This window comes from Metamycoplasma hyosynoviae, assembly GCF_004365165.1.
Lineage (GTDB): Bacteria > Bacillota_I > Bacilli_A > Mycoplasmatales > Metamycoplasmataceae > Metamycoplasma > Metamycoplasma hyosynoviae.
On record NZ_SOCH01000004.1, the window covers coordinates 74,160 to 98,511 of the forward strand.

Consider the following 24,352-nt stretch of genomic DNA (forward strand, 5'->3'; position numbering starts at 1 on the left):
TTAATTATTTTCTAGTTTAGGAACTGGTTTATAATCGACTTTATTGTATTGCGGAATATGACTAATGAAAATCTCGTTAAATTTATAAACTATGTCTCATAGTTTAATAATGAGTTCATTATTCATATTTAAGTTCTTACTTATTTCATTGGAAATTTTTATCGCTTCTTCATCTTGTTTAAAGAACTTTAAAAGTTCGTAACGATATTTTTCAATTTGATTTTTCGGAATAGGATTAATAAGTTTATACTTTGAAGTAAATAAAATTAAAACTTGTTCAAATTCAGTGTATGGTGAAAATTGTGGTTGTTTTAAAAGTTCATAGACTTTTTCACCGTGTTCTAAAATATCTCTAGTGTTTTTATCAAGTTCAGATCCAAATTGTGAAAACGCAAGCATATCATTGTATTGTGCAAGTTCTAATTTTAAACTAGTAACCGTTTTCTTCATAACATTAGTTTGAGCAGATGAACCTACTCTACTTACAGAATATCCGATATCAATTGCAGGACGTTGCCCTGAATTAAATAAACTTTCTTTGGTAAAAATTTGACCATCGGTAATAGAAATTATATTGGTTGGTATATAAGCTGAAATATCTTCTGCTTGTGTTTCGACAATAGGAAACGCTGTAATTGACCCGCCACCATTTTCTTTGTTTAATTTACCTGAACGTTCTAATAATTGCGAGTGTAAATAAAATACATCTCCTGGATAAGCTTCACGTCCTGGTGGTCTTCTAAGCAAAAGTGAAAGTGTACGATAGGCTACAGCATGTTTTGATAAATCATCATATACTATTAAAACATCTTTACCTTTCGACATAAATTCTTCGGCTATGGTTATACCTGTATAGGGAGCAATGTATTGTAATGGAGCCGAATCAGAAGCTGAAGCTGAAATTATGATTGTATATTTCAAAGCGTCTTTTTTTGAAAGTGTGTCAACAATTTGCGAAATTGTTGATGTTTTTTGTCCTATTGCTACATAAATACAATAAACATCTTTACCTTTTTGGTTCAAAATTGCATCCAATGCAATTGCAGTTTTTCCAGTTTGACGATCACCGATAATTAATTCACGTTGGCCTTTGCCAATTGGAATTATTGAATCTATCAATAATAACCCGGTTTTTAATGGTTCATTAACTTCTGAACGCGTCATAACCCCAGGTGCTATTTTAAAGATAGGTCTTTTTATTTTACTTTGAATTTTGCCTTTACCATCAATTGGATGAGCAAAAGCATCAACTACTCTTCCTAATAATTCTTCACCTACTATTGTTGATATAACTTCTTTAGTACGATAAACATGCTCATTTTCAATGATATCTTTGTCGTCGCCTAAAATAACAATACCAACAATATCTTCTTCAAGATTTAACGCCATACCAAACACATTTGATTCAAATTTAACTAATTCGCCGTATTCAACATTTTCAAGACCACTGACTAGTGCAATACCGTCACCTACGGTAATAACTTTCCCTGTTTCATTAAATGAAACATTTTGTTCAAAGTTTTTAATTTGTTCTTTGATAATAGCTGATAAATCTGTTGGTTTTATTGCCATATTATCTCCTTAATCTTATTTTGCCGTTGCGAATTTTTTAAAATTATTAAGATAATTATCAATCGAATTTTCAATTATATAATCACCTATTTTAATTTTTATACCTGCAATTAAATTTGAATCAATTTTGTTTTCAAGATAAACTTCTGAGTTTAACTTTTGACATACTTTTTTTGTTATTTTTTCAATTTCGAGTTTTGTAAGCGGTAAAGTTGAATAAATTACACCGTATTTGATATTTAGTTTTTGGTTAGCTAATTCCAAAAATTTTTTAAATATTGCTATTAAATAATTAGAAATATTAGCCTTTACAATCAATTTTATAAAATTCACCAAGTATTTGTTGAATGCAGAAAACGCTTTGTCGATATTTTTAAATTTTTCTTCTTGATTTATTCAAAGTGTATTTAAATATTTTAAATACTTTTTATTTTCATGTAGTACTGAATTTATGATAATTACTTCTGCTTTAAGTTTTTTTAATTGATTTAATTCGTTTGCAAGATCATATAATGCAAATGATCAGTTATATATTATTTCGTTTACGTGAAGCAAATTAACCTTCTAAAAATTCTTGCAACATTTTTTTATTGTCTTTATCTTTGATTTCACGTTTTAAAATTTGTTTAGCAAGTTCAACAGCATTTTCAACAATAATCTTTTTTTGCGTTGCTTCAAATTCCTTATATTTTTTTTCTACAAGCAAATTTGCTTGTTCAAGCAAAATTTCCGATTGTTTTTGTGCTTGTTGAATACTTTCGTTGATTATTTTTTCGCTTTCAGATTTAGCGTTGTGCAAGATACTTGCTACTTTTTCATTTGCATTAATTAATTTTTGATCAATTTCTTCCCTTACTTTTGAAGCATTTTCCTTAGCAGCAATTGATTCATCAATGTTACTTTGAATTAAGTCATGACGCTTTTGAAGCATTTTCTTTATTGGTTTATAAACCAAGAATGTGATGAATAATGTTAATAATCCTAATGTTAATAAGGCAAATACAAAGTAGGGTCAGTTTAATTTTAATCCCGAAAAAATATTATTAATTTGTTCCGAGATTGTTGATGGTTGTGTTTGCATCTAAATTACTTTTTTGTATCGTTATGCGAAAATTAAAATTAAAGCAATTAAAAAACAATAAATAGAACCAGTTTCAACAATTGAAAGTCCGATAATCATAATTGAACGAACTTTGCTCATAGCTTCAGGATTTCTGCCAACAGCATCAACGGCTTTAGCAACACCTAGTCCTTGTGCAACAGAAGCAACTGAAGTTCCTAAAATCGCGATGGCAGCACTAACCATAGCAAGACCATAAGCTGAAGATTCGGCAGGTGTTGTTGCCTTTGAAGTTGTAAATTTGTTTACAGTTTCAATTAAATTATTCATAATTTTCCTTTCCTAAATTTAAATTTAATTATTAGCTTGTACTAATTTTTCTTTGATTTTTTCTGTTTTGTTTTTTTCTTTATTTCGAATTTCTTTTTCAGCATTTTGTGACCAATAAGAAATAGTTAACGTCATAAAAATAAACGCTTGAATTGCTCCAACAAATACATCTAAATAAGCATTAAAAAGTGGTGTTATTAAAACTTTCATTGGATTTAATATTCTTTCTGGAGTTTCAGTAAATGCAACTTTTATCATTTTAACTCATACTGCATCTAGAGCAAAATGCAAGAGCATTATTAAAACCACACCACCAATAATGTTTCCAAATAAACGAAACGTTAGTGAAATTATAGGGGTAAAGTTTCCTGTTAATTCAATTGGGTTAATTAAAGAAATTAGAAATCTTATTTTCTTATATATAAATCCCAAACTCATAGTTACTATCCAAGTTACAGCAGTGGCAGCCAATACTACACTAATATTACTTGCCATTGGAGCAAAACCGAATAATGAAACTAAATGTCCGAGAAATAAGAAACTAAATAATGAAATGAAATAAGGAGTTGCTTTCTGCAGCTTATGTTCTGATAGATCATCAACATATTCATCAGAAGTTACAATCAAACTTTCAATCATTATTATTGCATTAGAAGGTGCTTTCTCTGCTTTTTGATTTTTTACTGCTACATAGATCAAAATTGACAAAATGAAAGTTACGATTATTAGAAATGAAAGACTAATAATATGGTTTTCATTGATCTTTGAATTGCCCAATGAATTAAAAAATATTTTTTCAAAAAATATATCCATTTTGTTTAACTTTCTAGTTTTGAATTTGATTTATATTTTTATTTTTCTTAACAATAGCCAAAAGCGAAGAAATCACAAAGATTATAGATGGTGTAATAAATGTTATGAAATTTATTGGTTTAAAAAAAGATATTTCAATGTTTTTCATTTTAGCATACAAAATGTTTGCTGAGAAAAACAAAGTCACCAATAATAAAGTTGTAATGCTTATAATCGTAAATATAAATATCAATATCTTTTTTTCAACTTTTTTATCGCTTGAATTTTTTTGCCTTTGCATCACTTTTTTAAATGCAAAATAGTTTGTCATTGAAAAATAAACTATTACTAGGAATCCCGTTAAATGTCCTAATATCAAAGTTCAATCAATGAAAGCTAAAGACAAATAAATAAGCGCAAAAAAGATATTCAATACAACGAATATAACAAATATTTTCTTATCTATAACGTCCTTCGTCATAACTTAGGTTATATGTCCTTTATAACCTATTTAAAATTATAATCTAAAATATTAGTTTTAATCTAGGATATTGTTATACATATTTGCACAATTAAAATTAGCTTTATATATAAGCAAAATTTCAAATTTTTCAATTAAGAATTTTGGTGTAATTCGCTTTTATTTGGCAAAGGAATATAAGATTTTGATTTATGTGTTCTATATTTTTGTAAGTTATAGAAATCTGAATCAATAGTTCTTCTTTTTAGAGGATCAAAATCTTTTCATTCTTTTAATAAATATTTGCTTTTAAATGTTGAACGTTCAAAATAAATATAACCAGGAGTTTCAACATAAACTGGATCATTAAATGTAGCATCTAGATAATAATATTTATTTTCTTGTTTTGAATAAATCAAGTTTCAAGCATGAGGTGTTTTATGTTGTTGTCCACCTGCACCTAATATTGGTGATGAATTGTTATTTTCATCTTTATAAGAATAAACATCGCCAGTTATATATCAAGATTTAAAGTTTGAATAACTTGCTAGTAAATTGAACATTCTTGCATACATTTCACATACACCACGTGGCTTGCTTGAAACTACAAATTCATAAGGATCTCTTATTTTTACTTGTAGATTTTTATCATTTATATATTGACCTTTTGATTCTTCATCAGCATATGTAACTTTTCAAGTAATAAAGTCATTAATAATTCTTGCTTTTTGTAGGTCGGTGTGATCTTTTGAAATATACTTAGAAATTACCTTTTTAGCATATTCTTTTAAAGTATTTCAATTTTTTGGATTATTCCTATATGTAAGTGATATTCTGAATTTATTCTCATTATTTTCTTGGAATATATTTGTGTATCTAAACCCACCTAAAAATTCATTATTTGAATATCCGTAAACATTAGGTGAACCAAAATAACTAGCTCCATTTCCCGAAAGTTCATACAATGCATTTCTTACAAAAATTTCACTTTTATCTTTATCAGTTACAAAACCATTGCTATTCATTCAATTAGAATCGGCAGTATAGTCAGATGTTGGAATAGTATAAGTAGTTAAATCTAGATTTGATGTTTCTTCTAATTTTTTAATTGTATCTGAATATCCATTTGTCACAGCATCTTTATATCATTCATATTTATCTACATCAAAATTATCAAATGATTTAGATTTATCATTGAAAATCAAGTCTTTGTTTCTTACTATTGAATTTATAAATTCTTCTGTTTTATCATAAATAGTATTGATTACTTGTTTATTATCTTTAACTGCTATTATTGCTTTGAATTTACTGTAATCACTATTTTGCAATATATTTGAAACATATCATCAGTCATATTGAATTTGTTGAGTTTGCAATATGAAATTTTGTTTTGCAATAGCTTGATCTTGAAGTCAATCTCTAATTGCTTCTAGATACATATCATATCTCTTGAATAAATCAAGTTCTTGCATTACTAGTGTTTCTAGATCATTAAATATTTTTATTCCACGTTTCCAAATTGCTATGTCATCAGATGATGTTGGATCTTCAACATTGGCCTTTTCTGGTGAAAGTTTTTTATTGTTAGTTAAAAATTTATATAGTAATTGAATTCTATATTTTATACCTTGGTAGTTGCCACTATTAGCATCAAATTCTAAATTTGGATTATATTTAAGCAAATTTTCCAAACTTGGACCTGCTTCAGAAAAGTCAATAGGAAGTTCTGCAAGTTGAGGTTCTGAATATAAGAATTGTGGATTTCCTGTTGGTAATTGATTAATTTGGGCATTTTTAAGATCAATGCCTTTTACTCTTCAAAGTAAGTATGAAATAAGGATTTTATTTTCATTTAATTTTCTAACAACAGCATTAATTTGCATATTGATATTTGGTGCAAGCTTGGTATATTTTAATTTTCTTTTATCTAAAACAACTTCTTCACCTTTAACACCAGGATCGGTTCAGAAAGTTATGCTTTTTGCATATTCTGTTAACCCTTGCATAGTGTCCAAATCAAAATCAACATGGGCTTCTTCTTCTTGGTCTTTAAATCCAGTAAATCTATCAGTATGTTTTGTAGAGATTAAATTATTTTCAGGATCTGTAAGTCAATAATTTATAACAATATGTTTGCCATCAACTGCTATTTCATAATTGAACTTATATTTTTTATCAATTTTGTCTAGATTTTCAATTTGATATTTTTCATCAAATATTTGAGCTTCTTTGAATGTGTAGTTTTTAAGGCTAACTCTTATTTCAAGTATCTTGGCAGATCATTCTAGTTTTTCTTTGTTTTGCTTCTCAATATTTCCATTCAATCCATCAAAATTATCTAAACAACTAGCACTAATTAGGGCAGTAGGTGTTACCACTGCTACTACCGATGCTAGTGATAGCAAGTTAATTTTATTTTTCATTCTCTGCATATATATATAAATCCTATGGTTAATAACCAAATTTGTTCTCGTTTGTTTCTTTATATTTTACTTTAAATTGAATTTTTATTATCTTTTTACAAAAAATAAAATTTTTACTAATAAAAAGAGTGTTTCGATCTTTGCAAAATGATTTTTGATTATAAATAAAAATTAAAAAAAACAAGGCAATTAACACCTCTATAACTTTATTTATTAAATCTTCTTATAGTGTTTTCACTATGCGTTTTTAATTCTTCTTTCGTTCCAACAAACGGCAAAAGTGCTTGATATAATATTTTTATTTCAGATGAATTTAACTGATCATCATTTAATTTTTGATAATAATTTAAGAAATTTTCAATTGTATAAGTAAAATCAGATTCAATACCATTTACTTCCAATTTAGGAAATATAACTACATTATCAACTTGATAATTATCATGAATTCTTCTTTCAAGAATTTCACAATGTTCTTCATTTTGTTTTACTGGATTCGGATGGTTTTTATCCCTCATATGTGGACCACGATATTTTTGAATTCAATATTCAGATTCGTCATTCCCACTAATATGACCAATCCAATTTTTTATTTCAATGCAGAATATTCCTTTATGGGATATTAAAACACAATCTATCTCAGTAGTATAACCATTTTTAAGTGGTAAAAGAAGATTTGTTAATAAAAATTCATCTTTTTTTATAAGCTTACTTAAATAATAATTTACTATTTGTTCTCCCTTAATTCCCGCTCTATCGTTTTCAGGAATATAGGGTACAACATCTTTCTTACGTTTACGTTTTACAAGAAAAACAATTAAAGAAAAGATTAAAACGCCAAGAATTATTGATATAAGAATTATGATTAAATTTAAAGGCATATGTATATAAAATTTTAGCAAAATATATCTTTTTAAAAGTAGTTTTTGATTTTATGTAATTATTTAAAAAGATCCAATTTTAGTTCAAAGATATAAAAAAATTTAGAAACTTTTGAGGTTATTTAGTTTCTAAATTTTTGCTTTTGTAAAGGAATTATTCTCATTCAGTAGTAGAATTTAATCCACTTCATTTTGAAAGTGATTTAGCATTATTTAATTTCATAAATTTACCAAATCCACCTTCTTTGATTGTAAGTAGAATATATTCTTTTTTAGAAATAGAATTTGATGTTCCATCTTCTGTAACTTTATATTTAAATGGTTTTAATAAATGGTTTTCAGAACTATGATATCCACTTGAAGTTATGATGTAAGCAATAGCATCTGGTGTGTAATTATCTTCTTCATAATAAGTTCAAGTTTTATGTAATCCAAATCAAGATGAATGTTCTTCAATACAGTAATTTGTAAATTCTCTTCTAATCTTTTCATTAGTGAAATATCTTTGCATACCAGAGAATTTAGAACTAATGAATGGAATAGCTTTAAGGTTTGTGCCTTCTTGAATTTCTCACAAGATAGCTCTTGTGCCTTTGTATAAAGTAACACTTGTAATTCCAGTTGATCTATCACGATCACTTGTTTTTGTTTCACGACCAAACATTTCAAATAATGCAAGTTTTGTAGTTACTAATAAACGATATGTAGCTTTATAAGCTTCTTGTTTAGATCTTATTTTATAGTGGTCATTATATCCATTAATTTTTTGTGATTCTTTGTTTACTTCTTGAGCTAATAATTTGAATATAGTGTTAATAGTAGTTAAAGGATCAATTGAAACTGTTATGTTATCAGGATCATTAGGATCACCAATTGGCTTAGGTTTGAAACTAATTTGTTCACTAATTATTTTGTTTAAACTTGCTAAGTTTGTCCATTTGTTTTCATCAGGATCTTGGTTCAAAGAACGCAATGCATTAAATATTATAGAATCTGGATTTTTGCTTTTACCAAGTAATAAATTAATTAATTTAACTAATTTTTCGCCATTGATAATCTTATCTTCACCAATATAATTTGCTATAAATAGTGCATCTGTCATACTAAATGCTGATTTGATTTTTTCAATAGCATCATTTATTCATTTTTGAGGCTTATTAATATCAAACTGTTTTGCATAATTTGAAAATTGTGTTAATGTTCTATTTAACAATTTTTTCTTATATAAATTAGTTTTTATAAATTCAACTAGAAGTTTAGAAGTTAGATCTTTTAAGAATGATTTATCTTCATCAGTTACATTTTCAAGTTTTAAGAAATTAATTAGCTCGCCTAGAACTTCATTTAATAGTTCATCATCTTGTGCGAATTTGTTAGCAATCTTAGTTAGATTATCAGTTAAGTTAGGTTTAATTTTGTCAATTATTTTACTTAATAGTTCACCAAAATTTTTGGCTTCTAATTTTTCTCCACCAATAAAATCATTTACGAATGAAGTGATTAAGGCTTTTATTTCTTCGTAATTTATTACTTTATTTAAGATTAATTTTAATTTTTCAGGCTTGATTATATCTTGTGTTAAATTAACATAATCAATACTATCTATTTCATTTTTTATAATTCTATAAATAACATTAATTAACGCAGTTTTACCATTTTGATTATCTGATGCTATAGCACCATTCATACCTGACATCAAATTGAATATTAGTTTTTCAACTTTCTTCAATCATTCTTCTTGACTTGGTTGTGAACCTTGTACGCTTTGATTTTGATTTGAAGATTGTTCTTGCTGACTTTCTTTAATCTTGACTATTGCTTGTTTGATGTAAGTATATAAATCATAAATTTCATTTTCTAATTTATCAGCAATAATATTTTTATCAAATATAGTTTCAATTAATTGTTTTATATTATCAGAAGTGATATATTCATCAATCTTAACTTTCTTCATTGTTTCAACTAATTGTTCAATGAAGAAAGTTAAATCAAATTTATTATTGTTAATGAATTCAGTTTTTGCTAAATTATCAATAAAATCATCTGTTAATTTAGATACAAAATTTAAACTATTTATTTTAGTTATCAATCTCTTAATTATTGATTTAATATTATTTACTTGATTTGATGTAGATGAAATTTTGTATTTCTTTTCAAATAAAGTAAATGCAACTGATAACAATTTATCCACATAATCACTGTCTTTTGTAACTACTTCTAATGCTTCTTTTACAACTTCTTTAATTTCATTTTTATTTTCTGAAAGTAAATGTTGGAAGACTTTATTTAATGTATTTAATTCATTAAACTTAGTAGATTCTAAGCCAATAAATGTTTCTAATAACTTATTAAATAAGGCTTTAAACTTATCTCCATAAATTATTTTTTCAATTTTCTCAATACTTTTATCAGCTAATTCTTTATATGAAGGATCTAATTCAACTAATTTCTTAGTGATAATTGATAATTTATCTTTGATAAATTTCTTCACTTTTTCATCTGATTTAATTCAATCATATAATTTTGGAAGTGCTGTTTTAATTGCTTGTCTATCTTCAGTTTTCAGCAATGAAATAAATGATTTAAGAATTTCATAGAACTTATCAGCGCCAACATTCAATGTTTCATTTGAATTATTTGAAATGGTTGATGAATTTGAAGTATTACTAATTAAATTAGAAAACTTAGAAAGATTATTTAACAACATTATTGTTATATTTCTAATTTCTTCACTGGTTAATGTTTTAACTCATTCATTGATTTTGTCATAATTTAGATTATTAATAATATAAAGAATGTCAAGTCCGACTGCTATTTCATATTTCTTGTAATTGAAATGGAAAGTAGAAATATTTAATTCAAGCGATTTTATTAAACTGTGTGCTAATGGCTTAATTAAATTAATTTCAGGTAGAACTTTCAATAATTTCTTAATTGATTGTTTTAGTGTTTCTTTACCATTTGATGCACCTTGTCAGTCAATGTTTCCAAGATTTTGATCAGCAAGTTCTACTAAGAATGATGAAATAGCATCCAATAGATTTTCAGTTTTCAATAATTCTTTGAAAATCTCATCTAAATTAGTTTCAATATTTGCACTTGAAAATACTAAGATCTTAGAAATTCATTTATATATAGAATCTATATCTTTTATGTTTTCTTGCTTGAAAGCATTTTCAATTATTGTTTTTAGAAGTGGCTTTATATTTGGATCTCATTTGGTTTCTAATACATTTGTAAGATTTTCTAAAATTTTCGCAAATTCATTTTGAACACTTTGAGTGTATGAGCTATCTAATTTAATTTTCTTAATTGCGTCAAGAATTTGTTTTTTAAGATCATATTTTTCAAATAATTTATCTATCAATTTACCTTTGGTAAATATAGGTTTAATAGTTTCAATGAATTTCTTAGCTGAAAATTCAATTCCGGGTTTATTTAAAATAATTAAATCAACTAGTTTTTCTAATCTTTCAGGTGTTAGAATGCGAGTTAATTCGCTTAATAGTTTTGATTTTAATGTATCAAATGAAGTGGTATCATTATTAGCTAAGAAAGTAAATAGTTCAGCATAAGTTTCTTTAAAGAAATCAAAACTATTTAAGTTGGTAAATAGTAAAGTTAAATAATTCTTCAGGTCATCAAATTCTTGTTTGGTAAAGTTAATTTCAAATTCATTATCTAATAATGAAAGTGATAAATTAGATAGAAATTCAATTAAATTAGATTGCTTAGTTAAAGCATCAATATTATTTGAAACTAATTTTTCAAAACCATTAGTTTTAGCATTTTTCAACACTTTTATGATGAATTCTTCTAGATTTGAATTTGGATATAGTGGTGAAAAATTCAACATATGTGAGAATATTTCTTTTAAATTAGTTAAATTGCTTTCAGTAAGTAATACATTGAAAATTACATCAGTTAGTTCTTTTGAAAGTTTTGTAGTGTTAAATTCTTTATTATGTTTCTTGTAAATAGTTTGAACATTTGAATCTAGTTTATCAAGTGAAGATTTGATAGTAGTTTCTATATACTCTCTAACAACAGGAATTTTTGCAATTTTATCTAAATGATTGAAAAGTTTTTCAACAGTATCTTTTCTTTGCTGCTCAGTTAGCTTATTGTAAATAACTTTAATTATGTCAAATACATAATTAGGTTTGAAAATCTTAGATCAAATTCCACTGCTTGTGCCACTAAATGCATACTCAATAATTGGATCAATATTATCAAATAGAACTGCAATTAAATCAGATATTTCTTGATTGGTTAATTTATCTTCGATTAATGATTTAAATTTAACGTTGAAAATTTCTTTCAATAAATCTTCTTTGAAGATTTTTGTTGAATCAAATTTTGAAAAATCAAATCCATTAGCTTCAATATTTTCTTTTAGACCATTAATAACACTATCTGAAATCTTGGTATATAGATCATTATCTTTAATGAACACTAATATTTTTTCAATTATTGATGCTAATGAAGTTTTATATTGACTTTTAATTTCGAAACCTTTAACTTCTTTATCAATAATTTCAACTAATAGTTGTCCTAATTTCTTAGCATTATCGGTTCCACTTTTGAAAATGAATTCATCAAAGATGAATTTAATAATATCTTTGATATTATCATTTGCAGTAGTTAAAGCATTAGATACAAATTTTGCAAAAGTGTCAGAACTTTGAATAACTGAATCTGAAAATGATTTAGTTAAAATATCTCTAATCTTGTTTTCAATTTTTGCTTCTCAGTTAGTTTCTATAAATTCTTTCAATTGCTTTTGGAAATCAGTGATGATTTCTTTTAATGCTGGATCAGAAATTTCAATGTTTGCTACTAGTTTTAGTAAAAGTTGTTTAATTTGTGTTTTTTCAAAAATGTATTTAACAAATTGCTCACTACTTAAGAATTTGCCATAAATTTTTAATACTTTCTTAAAGTCATATTCACTATGACTTGATTTATCTTTGATGAAGATTAAATCAAAGATATCGCTTACTAAAGTTAGGTTTTGACTAATGCTTATAAAGTTTTTAAGTTCAGTTATATATAATTTAGAAATTTCTTCATCAGTGTCATCAATATTTACTTTTTTAGCGGTGTCAACTATTTTCTTGTAGAAATTAGCATATAGTTTTGATTTTGGAATATTTTTTCAGAAATCAGCAACATATTTTTGAAGTGTTTGTTTTTCTTCTTCTGTCATTGAAATTTTTAGTTCAGTTTCAACAAATGAAGTAATGAAACTATTTAAAATAGTTCAAAGTTCGGTTGTGCTTGAAATCTTTTCAAAAAGCATATTCACAATTTTGTTCAAACTATTGGCTTCAGAATTTTCGACCATCTTCGAAACAAATTGAAGAATGTTTTTTGATTTATAAGAAGTTTGATTATAAATAACATGCAATATAGTTTCTTTAAAAGTAGAAACCATATCGGTTGAAGTTATTTGTTCATATAAAATTTTGAAGATTTTATTAGCAAGATCTTCAACAGAATTATGTCCCGGATTTAAAGCAAGAATCTTATCTTTAAGTCCATTTTTTTCAACCATATTAATCAAGGGTCTTATGATGCTTCATTCAGAAATATTCTTCAACATTTCATAAAATAGACTCTTGTTACTTAATATGTCATCAAGTGCTTGTTCAACAATAAATTTAATGATATCTTTAGCTTGCACGTTGATATTGGGGTTATTTACGTAGTTAAAGAGCAAGTTTAGCACTAGATTACGAGAAGTAGCATCTACAAATTTCAGTAGTTTTGCTTCTTTTTTAAGATAATGTAGAATTAAATCCTTAATACCTTTTAGGTATTTTTCTTTTTCAATTTGAGGGTTAACTGGCATATATCCCAAAATTGAAATTAAGATATTTATACCATTTTCTTCTGATGAAACTAAGAGTAAATTATCAAAAATTTTGCTTGTAAGTAGTGAATTAAAATCAATGGTTTTAGTATTGAAAACTTGTAGATAACTTTTTATAAATAACTTAATAAATTTGTAATTATCTTCATAAGCATGGAAATTAGTTAGAATAGCATTAACTGAATATTTGATATTTTCAATAACATCTGATGGAATTTCATATTTTTTAGCAACTACTGCGATGAATGAATTTGTTAAATCTTCGACTAATTTTTTATCCTTACTAATTTCTAAAAGCAAATGATTTACTAATGCTTTGAATGAATCTTCAGCATTATTCATTAATTTAATAATCAGTTCAATGATGTCTTTAGATTCAAAAATTATATTTGTATCTTTTAAAACAAAGTCAATTGTTGAAGTAATGAAACTATCTAATTTATTTTGGAACTCAGGATTTTTCTTTAAATTGTTAAATAATGGAGCAAATTGTCCTAATTTGCCTGTAAAAGTTTCACTATTCAAAAAGTCTTTTAGTATCAATTTGAATACATCTGAAATTCAAGTTTTAACTTCAGGATCTTTAAAAATGTCTTTTTTAACTAGTTCTTTTAATGCATTAAATACAATTTGATCTCATTTTAGATTTTCATAAATTGTTTGGAAAACTTTTTCAGGTGAAACATTTTTGATATGGTTATTCAAAAATAGTTTTTCAATTTCATCATTAATTAAATGAACTGAGTTTTTTAGTTCTTCATTAGATACCATTTCAAGCAAGAACTTGATTAAAATTTCTTTTTTCTTGGTATCATCTAAATTCTTTTTAATATACTCTTTGAAATTAGGTAAATCATCTAAATAAATTCCCGTTAATGAAAATAAATAGTTAATAAGTTTCAAAATATCTTCATTTGAAAAGTTTTTTCCACCATTAAAATAAGCAGTGAACTGGCTTATATATTTACTATTATGTCTTACATCTTGTTCATATTGAATAATTTTTTGATTGTTATTATGTCTTTCAAAATCAAATTCTTTATTTGAAATTTCTTGACCCACCCCAATACCAACAACATTATTTTTAATGAAACTACCTTTTTTACCAAAATCAATAGCACGAGCAAATGAAAGTTTTAATTGCTCTTCTGGTTTTATATCTTTAGCATCTTTTTGATTTATCAAAATTTCATATTCATCATAACTCAAACTCATTTTTATGAATATGTCTTGACTTACTTTTTTAATACCTTTGGTATTTAAAGTGTCATCAGTTAAACCTAGACTTACTGAATTTAGATTTTTTTCTAAAAATTCAGTAGTTGAAAAATCTAAATAATTTAATCTATGAGCTTTCGAAACTGTTTCAAGAATAGAATTAACTTTATTTGTGATTTTAGCAATATAGTTTGTTTGATATTTGTTTTCTAATATTTTTGAAAACTTAACAAATGGTTGAACATACCCTACAATGTTGATATTAACATTTTTATTCAATTCTCTAATTTTTGTAATTAAAGCATTATATTTTTCAACCACTTGTTTTTCATTTGCAAAGAATTTTGTAAATTCCTTTTCAAAAAATGCATCAGCTTGCTCAGTTGTGAAATTAGAATAAACTAATTTTCAAATAACTCCAGCAAGTTCTTCATATTCTACAAAATCATTAATTCCAAGCGACAAGGTTAATAAGTTTGCATTTTGTACTTGGTTTATAAAAAATGAGGAACTTGAGTTTGGGTTGTCAAAATCATTGAAATATTTTTTAATCTTAGATTCTTGTTGAATTTGAATATGTTGGTCAATATTTTTGTTGAATGCTAGTATTTTAGATACATTTGCAGTTGGTTTAGTATTTGAAGATAAAAGATATAGTCAAGTATCAATATCAGATTTAGAAAGCGAGAAGTTGTAATATGATTTTAGTTTTGTATCATTATTTGAAAGCAATTTTATATAGTTAGCAATATATGAAGGATACGAAAGTCCATAAACTGTTGAAGATGAAGCGTCAAAATAATCTGCCATAGAATCATTATGATTACGAGAGTATTGATCACCTAACGCTATATATTTAACATCACCTTTAATAGGCTTTTGGAACATCTCAGGTTTTTCAATTTTGATGTCGGTATTATTTTTACATGCAACTGAAAGCACTGATGGAACTGAAAGTCCTACCAATGTTGTAGCAATTGGAATTAATATGTTATGCTTTTCTTTTTTTATTTTATTGTTCATAATTTCCTCCTTTATCCTAACACTACATCTTCATATATGTAATGATAGTATTCTGCTCTCTTACGGTTTTTACCTCAAATTAATAGAGTTTGTTGAATACCAAGTTGTCCAATTACCATTAAGGCTATTAAAATAATTTTTCCAAAATTATTAATACTTGGTACAAGCCCCACATCAAAACCGCAGGAACCAAATGCCGAACATACTACAAATAATACATGCGTCATTTCATATTTTTTATTTGTTTCAGAGTCAAATAAATTAAATGTTGAATAGCAAATCAAAGTGCTTAAAGTAATTAATATGATTCCAATACTGAATATTGTAACAGCACGGATGAAAGTTTCTTTTCCAATTTGTCTTTTAAAGACGTTAATGCTTCTTTTACCTAATAGCATAGAAACTACACTTAAAAAGATTATTGATACTGTTATATTTCTAATCCCACCGGCAGTTGAAGCTGGTGAAAATCCTATAAACATCAAAATTGAATGAACCAATACTGATTGTTGTGTGAAATGGTAATAATCAATGGTTGTAAATCCAGCTGAACGAGTAGAAAATGTTTGGAAAAAGATTGCAAATGTTTTTGAGAAATTATTACCATAACTTTCTTGTTTTCAAAAACCATTTGTATTTTTATTTATTAATTCAAAGATGAATGTGAACAGTAACCCAAAAAATGAAACTATTAAATAAGTAATCAAAGTAAGTTTGGTAAATAAAGTTATTTTGTAATTCTTTTCAGTTATTTTAAGACTTTTAATTTTACGATATACATCATAAATAACTGGATATCCTACTCCACCAATGAAAATCGAAATTAATGTAAATAGTTGTAAAGCATATTCTTGATTAAATGGAGCCAAACTTTTTTCACCAATGATATCAAATCCCGAATTAGTTATTGCACTAATTGCGTGGAATATACCATATCTAAACGAAAGATCAAGATTACCTTTTGGGTTTCTAAATTCTTTTTCATAAGGATTAAATAATACATTGCTAGTTTGCGCTCATTTACTATCCGAGAATTTTCCATAAGGTGATAAGTAGAAAATTAATATGAAAACAATAGAAGTAATAAATAAAGTGATTAATAAGAAAGTGATTGATACAGTAATTATCCTCTTAGTTTGTCCAGGATTTTGTCCGCCACGTTCAACTTGTGTAACTTCAGAATTGAAGATGTTTAGTTTAATTCCAAATAAAGTTTGGAATATATAAACTTTCAATGTGAAGATACCAAGCCCACCGAGTAACATACTAATTGCAATTAATGCTTGTCCGAAAGTGTTCAAGTAGCTACTAATAGGAAATGTTGAAAGTCCAGTGTTACTAAAAGCACTAGCTGCTATAAAAACTGCATCAAAATAATTAAAACGTATCTTCCCAGATTGTCTTAACTGTTCAAGATACGTGCTATGAGTAATAGGTCAATATAAAAGTAGAGAAATTAATAAGATAACAATAAAATAAATCAAAAAAATGTATTTTATGACACCTATTTTTTTGAATCACAAAAAGAATTTCAAATTTCTTTTAATTTTATGTTCCTTTTTCATGCGCAATATTATATACACTTTTAAAAAAAATAAGAAATTTTGTGGTAAATATATATGCTTTGCATATATATTACACTTAGATTTTTTGGTAAATCTAATATATTTTTTGAAAATAAAATTAGTTGATGAAATGATTTTTATGCAAGAAATTTTGCAAAAAATACTACCATAAAACATAATATCTCATAATTTTTAACACTATTTTTACATTAAAAAATCATATTTTTTTCAGTATATATATGAGTATAAAATTGTATTAGCTTTTTAAGATGTTAACAATGGAATAAATTTATTTAAAAAGAAAAGTGAATATATGTAGTTATTTATTAGATTCTATACAATAAAACCAATTTATTCCAGATATTTTTTTGTTAATTCAACTTTAAAATAATAGTTAATTTCACTAACATTTATTTAGTATAGTTTTATTTTGTTTTTTTAAATTTTTCTTTATATAAAGCAAAAAATTGCATTTTTATAACTTTGTATTTACTATGGTTTTATATACTTCTGCAACATAATATTTTATCAATAAATACAATACAAAATAATCGTCAATTAATTAAGCTAGTTTTGTTCTAAATCTTTCATAACTTTTTCGTATGTTTTGATTCTAGATATCTTGTAATTATAACCACAAAATAGAAACTTAATTTATGAATATTATTACTGATGAATTAATTGCAAAAGTAATATTTTTTATAAAAATAAATTTCAAAAAAAGCACTTACATAAAGATATTTTTTAAATTTTTATTAGTCTATTTTTTTACCTGCTTTTTATAATAACATCACATATTTTGAATTCAAAAAAAGTTAATTAAAGATACTATAATTTAATCCCTACAAAAACAAATTTATAACTTATATTTCTATTATAAATTATAATTATTAATACAAAATTACGCAGCTTATTGTTTAACTTAAAATAAAGAAGGACAAATGAAAAATAGAACTCGTGATATATGTATTATTGGTTTAGGTAGATTTGGAAGTACCATTGCTGATAAATTACTAGAAGACAAAAATCACAAAATAAAACTCGCATTAGTTGATTCAAATGAAAAACAGTTATTAACTTATAAAGATGAAGTAGATGCTATTTATGTTGCAGATGCTGGTGAAAGAAAAACATTAGAAGCTATTAACATTATTGATTTTGATGTTGTTATTGTAGCAACAAGCGACAACATTGAAATTGTTGCCGCTTTATGTGAAATTGGAACAAATAAAATAATTGCTCGTGCAACTTCAAAAAGGCATGCTAATGTTTTAAAACAAATTGGTGTAAGCAGCATCATAAACCCAGAAGATGAAGCTGGTAAAAAAACAGCTCTTCTCGTTGCTAACCCAAGTTTTACTTTATATTCACAAATGCTTGTTGAACTTCAAGATGGATATGTTACTGGATCAACTTATGTTAAAAATTCATCGCTTGAAGGCAAAACAATTGCTGAATTAAATTTCCGTGAAAAATATGAAGTTTCTATTGTTATAGTTAAACGTGGCAGTGAATCCCACCTTCCAAGCGGTAATTTTAAACTAGAAAAAAATGATTTAATAACACTTATCGGAACTACTGAATCAGTTACACAAGTGTTTGAAATCTTTGCACAAGAAAAATAATTCAATTTAGGAAAATAGTTATTATGATCGACTTTAAACCACAAGTATATTTTATTGACCTCGATGGAACTGCATTAGACCTTCCAAAAAAGATTCAAAAGATAAGTTCTAAAAACGTTGAAATGATTTCAACTGTTTGCAAAAAAACACCAGTTGTTATTTCCACTGGTAGATCCAATTCAGAATTTGTTATGAACCTAGCAAAAAAAATTGGTTCGCCTTATGTTATTTGTCAAAATGGTGGTGTTATTGTTGATCAAGACAATAAACTAGTTGTTAAATACATAATTGAAAAAGATGACGTTTCTAAAATATCAGAATTTCTGCAAAAAGAAAAGATGCTTTTTATTTTCAATAGCGGAAATGTTATTTATGGAACAGCAGTTAAATTATTTTTCATTAGTTCATGAGCTAAAAATATAAGACGTGAAACTTACCAAAACATACCCAAGATTCAGGAATGCACTAAAATTCTTACCTTTGGTAAGAGTAAAAAAGGTATTATCAAACTTAGAAATATGTTGATGGAAAAATTCATTAACTTGTCAATTCAAATAGTTTCAAAAGGTTATGCTCTTGAAATAACAAATTTCAATGCAACAAAAGGTCTCGGAGATCACTATGTATGTAAATTGCTTAATGTAGATCCTTCAAGAGCAGTTCACATCGGAGATTCAGGAAACGATTTAGCAGTATTTCCGCATGTAAAGAATTTTGTAGCAATGAAAAATGCGCAGAAATATGTAAAAAAAATGGCTGTATATATTGGACCTCACTTCAAAAAAGCAGGACTTGGAAAACTATTATATGAACTAGAAAAAAATTAAGTTATTGACATTTTATTCTCATAATTTTATTGATAAATAAAAAATTACCCCTTATATCAAGAGCATTTTTTTTGTTTAACTTGTCAATAACTTTGTGAACCAAAATAAATACTAAAAATTTTTAGTTAATTAAAATAAATTAATACTACATATTAATTAAAATAAATATATATGCATTTTAATAAGGGGCGTTTATGATAAACAATATTTTCTATTTACAGAATTCTCAAGAAATAACAAATAAAGATTTATCAATAATTCGTGCATTTTATTTTCCAATAATTGGAAATAGAGCAACTATTTTATATCATTTGCTAGTTGATATATCTTTACTAGATAAGACAAGCAAAAATAATAAAAAATATGATTTTCAAAAAATATCTAAATTAATGCAAATTTCAATTGAAGAAATTTACCAAGTTAAAGAAAAACTTGAAGCATGTAATTTAGTTAAAACTTATCTTTTTAACAATAATGAAATTTTGATTGAAATCAAAAAACCAATGACAGCAAACGAGTTCACCAAAAACACATTGATGTCTAAAACCCTTATTTCAAAAATTGGTAATGAACTTTATTCACAACTTGTTACTGAAAATGCATTTTATGAATATGACACAAAATCTGCTAATGATGTATCAAAGAAATTCTATGAAATATTCAAAGTTGAAGAATGTGCTGATGATGATTTTGAAGTAAATTTCAACTTTGTTGCAAGTAATAATCATGAAGCTTGCAAGAACCTAGATTCAAAAAAATATGTCGAATATATAACAAACGAAAAAGCCACACAACAGCATTTAGTATTAATTAATAACCTTAAGAAATTGAATTTTGATGATGCTGGAATTAACTTATTTATCAACTATTCGGTTAAGATAAATAATTCAATTGTTCCTAACTATATTTTAAAAATAGCCAAAGATTATGCTAAACGTAATTTACTTAAATTTAGTGAAATTGATTCTGAATTAAACTTTGCAATTAACTACAAGCTTCAAAATCAACAAAGCCACTTTAACTATGTTTTGTCTGATCAAAAAGAAAGTAGTCAAAATTCAAAAAAACCCGGCGATAAAGATAAAATTGAAAAAGAAATGCTTGCGATTAGCGGCGAATTCGGTTGAGATTAAAATAAGGAATTTTTATGGAAGACTTCACAAAACCAACAATTGATATAAATACCAATTCAGAAGAATATAAATTTAATCGAGAAGAAGAAAAACAGAAAATTCTTAATGATCCAAGAGTTAAGGAATTAATAATTTCATTAAACCTTACTGAATCTCAAATTAATAATGGAATGGGCTTTATTCAAAAATATTACAATGAAAAAGATCCACAATGAAAATTATATGTTTCTGAATTTAATGAAATTGAAATGGACATTAGCAATGTAACTCATTTTAAAAGACAGAAACTTTTGCAAAATTTCTGACTTACAAATATAACTGCACTCGATGCTGATTTAAAAGAATACTTTTATACCAATAAAAAGAAATCAAAAAAGATTTTAGAAGATGCTTATAAAAGTATGCAAAATTTTTATGGATTAAAAGAATTCATAACAGAACTAACTTCAAAGAAGAAAAGCAATTTAGGATTATTATTAATTGATGAAAATATTTCAGATGCACGTAATATTTTGAAATATCTTGCTGTTTTATATGGTACAAATAAAAATAGAACCGTTGCCTTCATAGAAGCTAATAACCTTTATAGTTTTTACTTCAACAATGCTAAAAATGTTCAACTAATAAATGACATTAATTCATATTTAGAAGAAGTAGATTATTTAATCCTTGATAAATTTGGTATTGGGACTAAACCCGAATGATTTTTAGATAACCTGCTAAATATATTTTTAGAACGTGAAAGAAATTATAAACCTATATTTGTATCTACACCCATTGATATAAGTAAGTCAAATTCATTATTAACTTATGCTTCAAGTACAAACCAAAAATTTGATACTGGTGCAAATAAACTAGAAAAATTTTTGAAGAAAACTATTTTACGCTTAACAACCAAATTTGTATCTAAACCAAAAAGCTAAAATTAGTAAAATTAGGTAAAAATCAAAATTTTTTCAATAAATAAAAACATAAATAAATTTATGTTTAACACTTTTTATTTTGGTATTATTTAAACACTTAAATTTTATTAACTTAAAAGCAAAATAACTCTTATATAAAGGAAAAATTATGGAAAGAAAATTTACAGAACAGGAAACTAATAGACGGAATAAAATTCCCTCACTTGCTGAGCAAAACATTAAAGCTTTTAACTCAACAGTAAAACCAACAATAACTTGTATTGAAATAGAAGAAAAATATCAAAATTTTGCAAGAGAAGAATTAGAAAAAAAAGCAATTAATGTTATATTAAATGGTCGTGTTATTGCGCAACGTGGTCCTTTTTTGGTTATCCAAGATAAAAGAACCACAATGCAAATTTATTGTGACAAAAAAAATATTAATGAACAATCACAAATCATTCTTAAACAACTTGACCTGGGCGACATTATTTCAGTAGAGGGTAGTGTTTCAAAAACACATACTAATGCATTAGTGGTTAAAGCAAACAATATTATTTTATTAACAAAAGCATTAAAACCATTGCCAGACAAATTCCATGGGCTAATTGACATTGAAGATAGATATAGACACCGTTATGTTGATACTATTGTTAATGAAAAAGCAAGAAATACATTTATTTTAAGAACTAAAATCATCAAGCTTATTCGTGAATATTTTGATAATTTAGATTACCTTGAAGTTGATACTCCTGTATTACATCCTATTTTAGGTGGAGCAGCTGCCAAACCTTTTGTTACTTTCTATAATGCATTAAACCATAATTTTTATCTAAGAATTGCAACTGAACTTCCATTAAAGAAACTTATTGTTGGTGGATATGAAAGAGTTTATGAAATTGGTAGAATTTTCAGAAACGAAGGTGTAGATACTACCCATAACCCTGAATTTACTTCAATAGAATTTTATGAAGCTTACTCAGATGTTTGAGGTATGATGGATAGAACTGAAGAATTATTTAGATTCATTACCAAAAAACTAAACATTAGTACTGTTAATTTCAATGGTGAAAAAATTTCTTTTGCAAGTCCATTCAAAAAATTGAACATTGTAGAAGCATTAAATGAAAAACTAGGAATTGATCTACGTAAATTAAATGATAAAGATGCTAAAGAACTTGCTAAGAAGCATAACATTAAATGACAAAGTTACTACAAACTAGGGCATTTAATTAATGAACTATTTGAAAAATACATTGAAGAAACATTAATTCAACCTACATTTGTATATGGTCATCCAATTGAAATAAGTCCATTGGCCGTAAAAGATCCTGAAGATCCTAGATTTACTTTGCGTGCTGAACTATTTATAAATAAAAAAGAATTTGCTAATATGTTCACTGAGTTAACTGATCCAATCGATCAATTAGAACGTTTTGAAAACCAATTGAAAGAAAAAGAATCAGGAAATGAAGAAGCTAACGAAATTGACTGAGATTACATCAACGCTCTTGAATATGGTCTTCCTCCAACAGGTGGATGTGGCATTGGAATTGATAGATTAATAATGCTTCTAACCCAAAATGATTCTATTCGTGAAGTTCTATTATTCCCACAATTAAAAGATTTAAATAATAAATAATAAAAGATGAAAAATAAGTATTTTGTTTGCCAACTTAATACTTATTTTTTTACTTTCTATAAGCTTTTTATTGAAAATTAGAACCTTATTCAATAATTGCTTTTAAAATGACTTTATTATTAAAGAAAATTTCTGTTATTTTAGTTTTTTCAGAGTTAAATGAAATATTAAGTGAAAAGTTAATTTCTTTGAATTCGAAGGTTGCGTTTTTAGCTTGAAACTTAGTCTTAAAAGCTTTTATGTGATTGGTTACTTCATCTAAAAATGAATTAACCATTATTCCATCATAACCTTGTTTTAAATCTTTAAAAAACACTTCATTATCTTTTTGATAAGCAAAGGTGAAATTATTGAAAATATTTTGAACATTAGAAAAATTAAAGTTACTAATTTCTTGTTTTACTATTTTGCTTTTTTCTTTAAAATCAGTAATTGATTTGTATTGATCTTCATAATAAAGTGTCAAGAAGTTTAATAAATTAGTGTGATTAATTGTAATTTTATTGGAAGTGATTTCATAATAATTAATTAAATTATAACCTGGATATTCTTTAGGATTATTTTGAATTCTAGTTCAAAATGGATAAAACTTAGAAGCTTTATCATTTAAGAAATTTATATTTTTTGATGATTTTATTAAAGGCAAATTATATTGCTTTCAAGCAATATTTGAACGTAAGATATTGTCTTTATCATTTAAAACTTTAGAAGCAATATTTACTTTTGGTTCGCTTTTGATTTCTAATTGATATTCTTTATCTTTTATGGTTTCGGTTTCTTTAGCTTCAACTTTTTTAGAAAAATCACCATCAAAAAATGATTTAGTTCTTTTAATCTTCCTTTTCTTATTTATAGCAAGTGGAATTGCAATCACAGCAACTAAAGAAGTTACAAGGGTAGTAAAAACAAATACGTTAGAAAGAATTTTCTTACGCTTTAGTTTTTTTTCATCTTTTTTCTCAGATTCACTTACTTCTATAATCTCGTTTATATCTGAGGGTTTAAATTCTTCTTCACTTGTTGCCAT

At 25.7% G+C, this 24,352-nt stretch carries 15 protein-coding genes; 5 read left to right on the plus strand and 10 right to left on the minus strand.

Going from position 1 to position 24,352, the window contains the following annotated elements; all coding sequences use genetic code 4:
• The 9 genes from atpA to JN03_RS02430 form a co-directional block, all read right to left on the minus strand.
• A complete protein-coding gene (gene atpA / locus JN03_RS02390) occupies positions 1–1,572 on the minus strand; it encodes a F0F1 ATP synthase subunit alpha (RefSeq protein WP_036443376.1) in 1,572 nt (523 codons plus the stop codon).
• Positions 1,573–1,587: 15 nt separating this feature from the next.
• Positions 1,588–2,127, minus strand: coding sequence for a F0F1 ATP synthase subunit delta (locus JN03_RS09540; RefSeq protein ID WP_036445044.1), 540 nt, complete (start codon positions 2,125–2,127; stop codon positions 1,588–1,590).
• A 1-nt stretch (position 2,128) separates the two neighbouring features.
• Positions 2,129–2,653, minus strand: coding sequence for a F0F1 ATP synthase subunit B family protein (locus tag JN03_RS02400; RefSeq protein WP_036443382.1), 525 nt, complete (start codon positions 2,651–2,653; stop codon positions 2,129–2,131).
• A 21-nt stretch (positions 2,654–2,674) separates the two neighbouring features.
• Positions 2,675–2,962, minus strand: a complete 288-nt coding sequence (locus JN03_RS02405; protein ID WP_036445046.1) for an ATP synthase subunit C — start codon at positions 2,960–2,962, stop codon at positions 2,675–2,677.
• Positions 2,963–2,986: 24 nt separating this feature from the next.
• Positions 2,987–3,775: a F0F1 ATP synthase subunit A gene (locus JN03_RS02410; protein ID WP_051599378.1), complete on the minus strand. Its 789-nt coding sequence runs from the start codon at positions 3,773–3,775 to the stop codon at positions 2,987–2,989.
• 594 nt (positions 3,776–4,369) lie between these two features.
• Complete coding sequence (locus JN03_RS09545) at positions 4,370–6,646, minus strand: transglutaminase domain-containing protein (protein WP_134076655.1); 2,277 nt, start codon at positions 6,644–6,646, stop codon at positions 4,370–4,372.
• Positions 6,647–6,843: 197 nt separating this feature from the next.
• Positions 6,844–7,536 (minus strand): nuclease-related domain-containing protein, encoded by a 693-nt coding sequence (locus JN03_RS09550; RefSeq protein ID WP_134076656.1) that lies wholly within the window; start codon positions 7,534–7,536, stop codon positions 6,844–6,846.
• A gap of 133 nt (positions 7,537–7,669) precedes the next feature.
• Entirely contained in the window at positions 7,670–15,631 is a 7,962-nt protein-coding gene (locus JN03_RS09555; RefSeq protein WP_134076657.1) for a hypothetical protein, read from the minus strand.
• Between the two features lie 11 nt (positions 15,632–15,642).
• The gene (locus JN03_RS02430; protein WP_036445057.1) at positions 15,643–17,196 is read right to left on the minus strand and encodes a TrkH family potassium uptake protein; all 1,554 of its coding nucleotides are present in this window, start codon (positions 17,194–17,196) and stop codon (positions 15,643–15,645) included.
• 941 nt (positions 17,197–18,137) lie between these two features.
• Here JN03_RS02430 and JN03_RS02435 point away from each other — a divergent pair.
• From JN03_RS02435 to lysS, 5 genes are all read left to right on the plus strand, one after another.
• The gene (locus tag JN03_RS02435; RefSeq protein WP_036440479.1) at positions 18,138–18,821 is read left to right on the plus strand and encodes a potassium channel family protein; all 684 of its coding nucleotides are present in this window, start codon (positions 18,138–18,140) and stop codon (positions 18,819–18,821) included.
• A gap of 23 nt (positions 18,822–18,844) precedes the next feature.
• Positions 18,845–19,648 (plus strand): HAD-IIB family hydrolase, encoded by an 804-nt coding sequence (locus JN03_RS02440; RefSeq protein ID WP_134076658.1) that lies wholly within the window; start codon positions 18,845–18,847, stop codon positions 19,646–19,648.
• Between the two features lie 194 nt (positions 19,649–19,842).
• The gene (locus JN03_RS02445) at positions 19,843–20,781 is read left to right on the plus strand and encodes a replication initiation and membrane attachment family protein (protein WP_036440474.1); all 939 of its coding nucleotides are present in this window, start codon (positions 19,843–19,845) and stop codon (positions 20,779–20,781) included.
• Positions 20,782–20,795: 14 nt separating this feature from the next.
• Positions 20,796–21,704 carry a hypothetical protein gene (locus JN03_RS09560; protein ID WP_036440471.1) on the plus strand — a complete coding sequence of 303 codons (909 nt, stop codon included), beginning with the start codon at positions 20,796–20,798 and terminating at the stop codon, positions 21,702–21,704.
• Between the two features lie 148 nt (positions 21,705–21,852).
• The gene (gene lysS / locus JN03_RS09565; protein WP_134076659.1) at positions 21,853–23,325 is read left to right on the plus strand and encodes a lysine--tRNA ligase; all 1,473 of its coding nucleotides are present in this window, start codon (positions 21,853–21,855) and stop codon (positions 23,323–23,325) included.
• An 85-nt stretch (positions 23,326–23,410) separates the two neighbouring features.
• On the opposite strand, the gene JN03_RS09570 is transcribed toward lysS, so the two are convergent.
• Entirely contained in the window at positions 23,411–24,352 is a 942-nt protein-coding gene (locus tag JN03_RS09570) for a hypothetical protein (protein WP_134076660.1), read from the minus strand.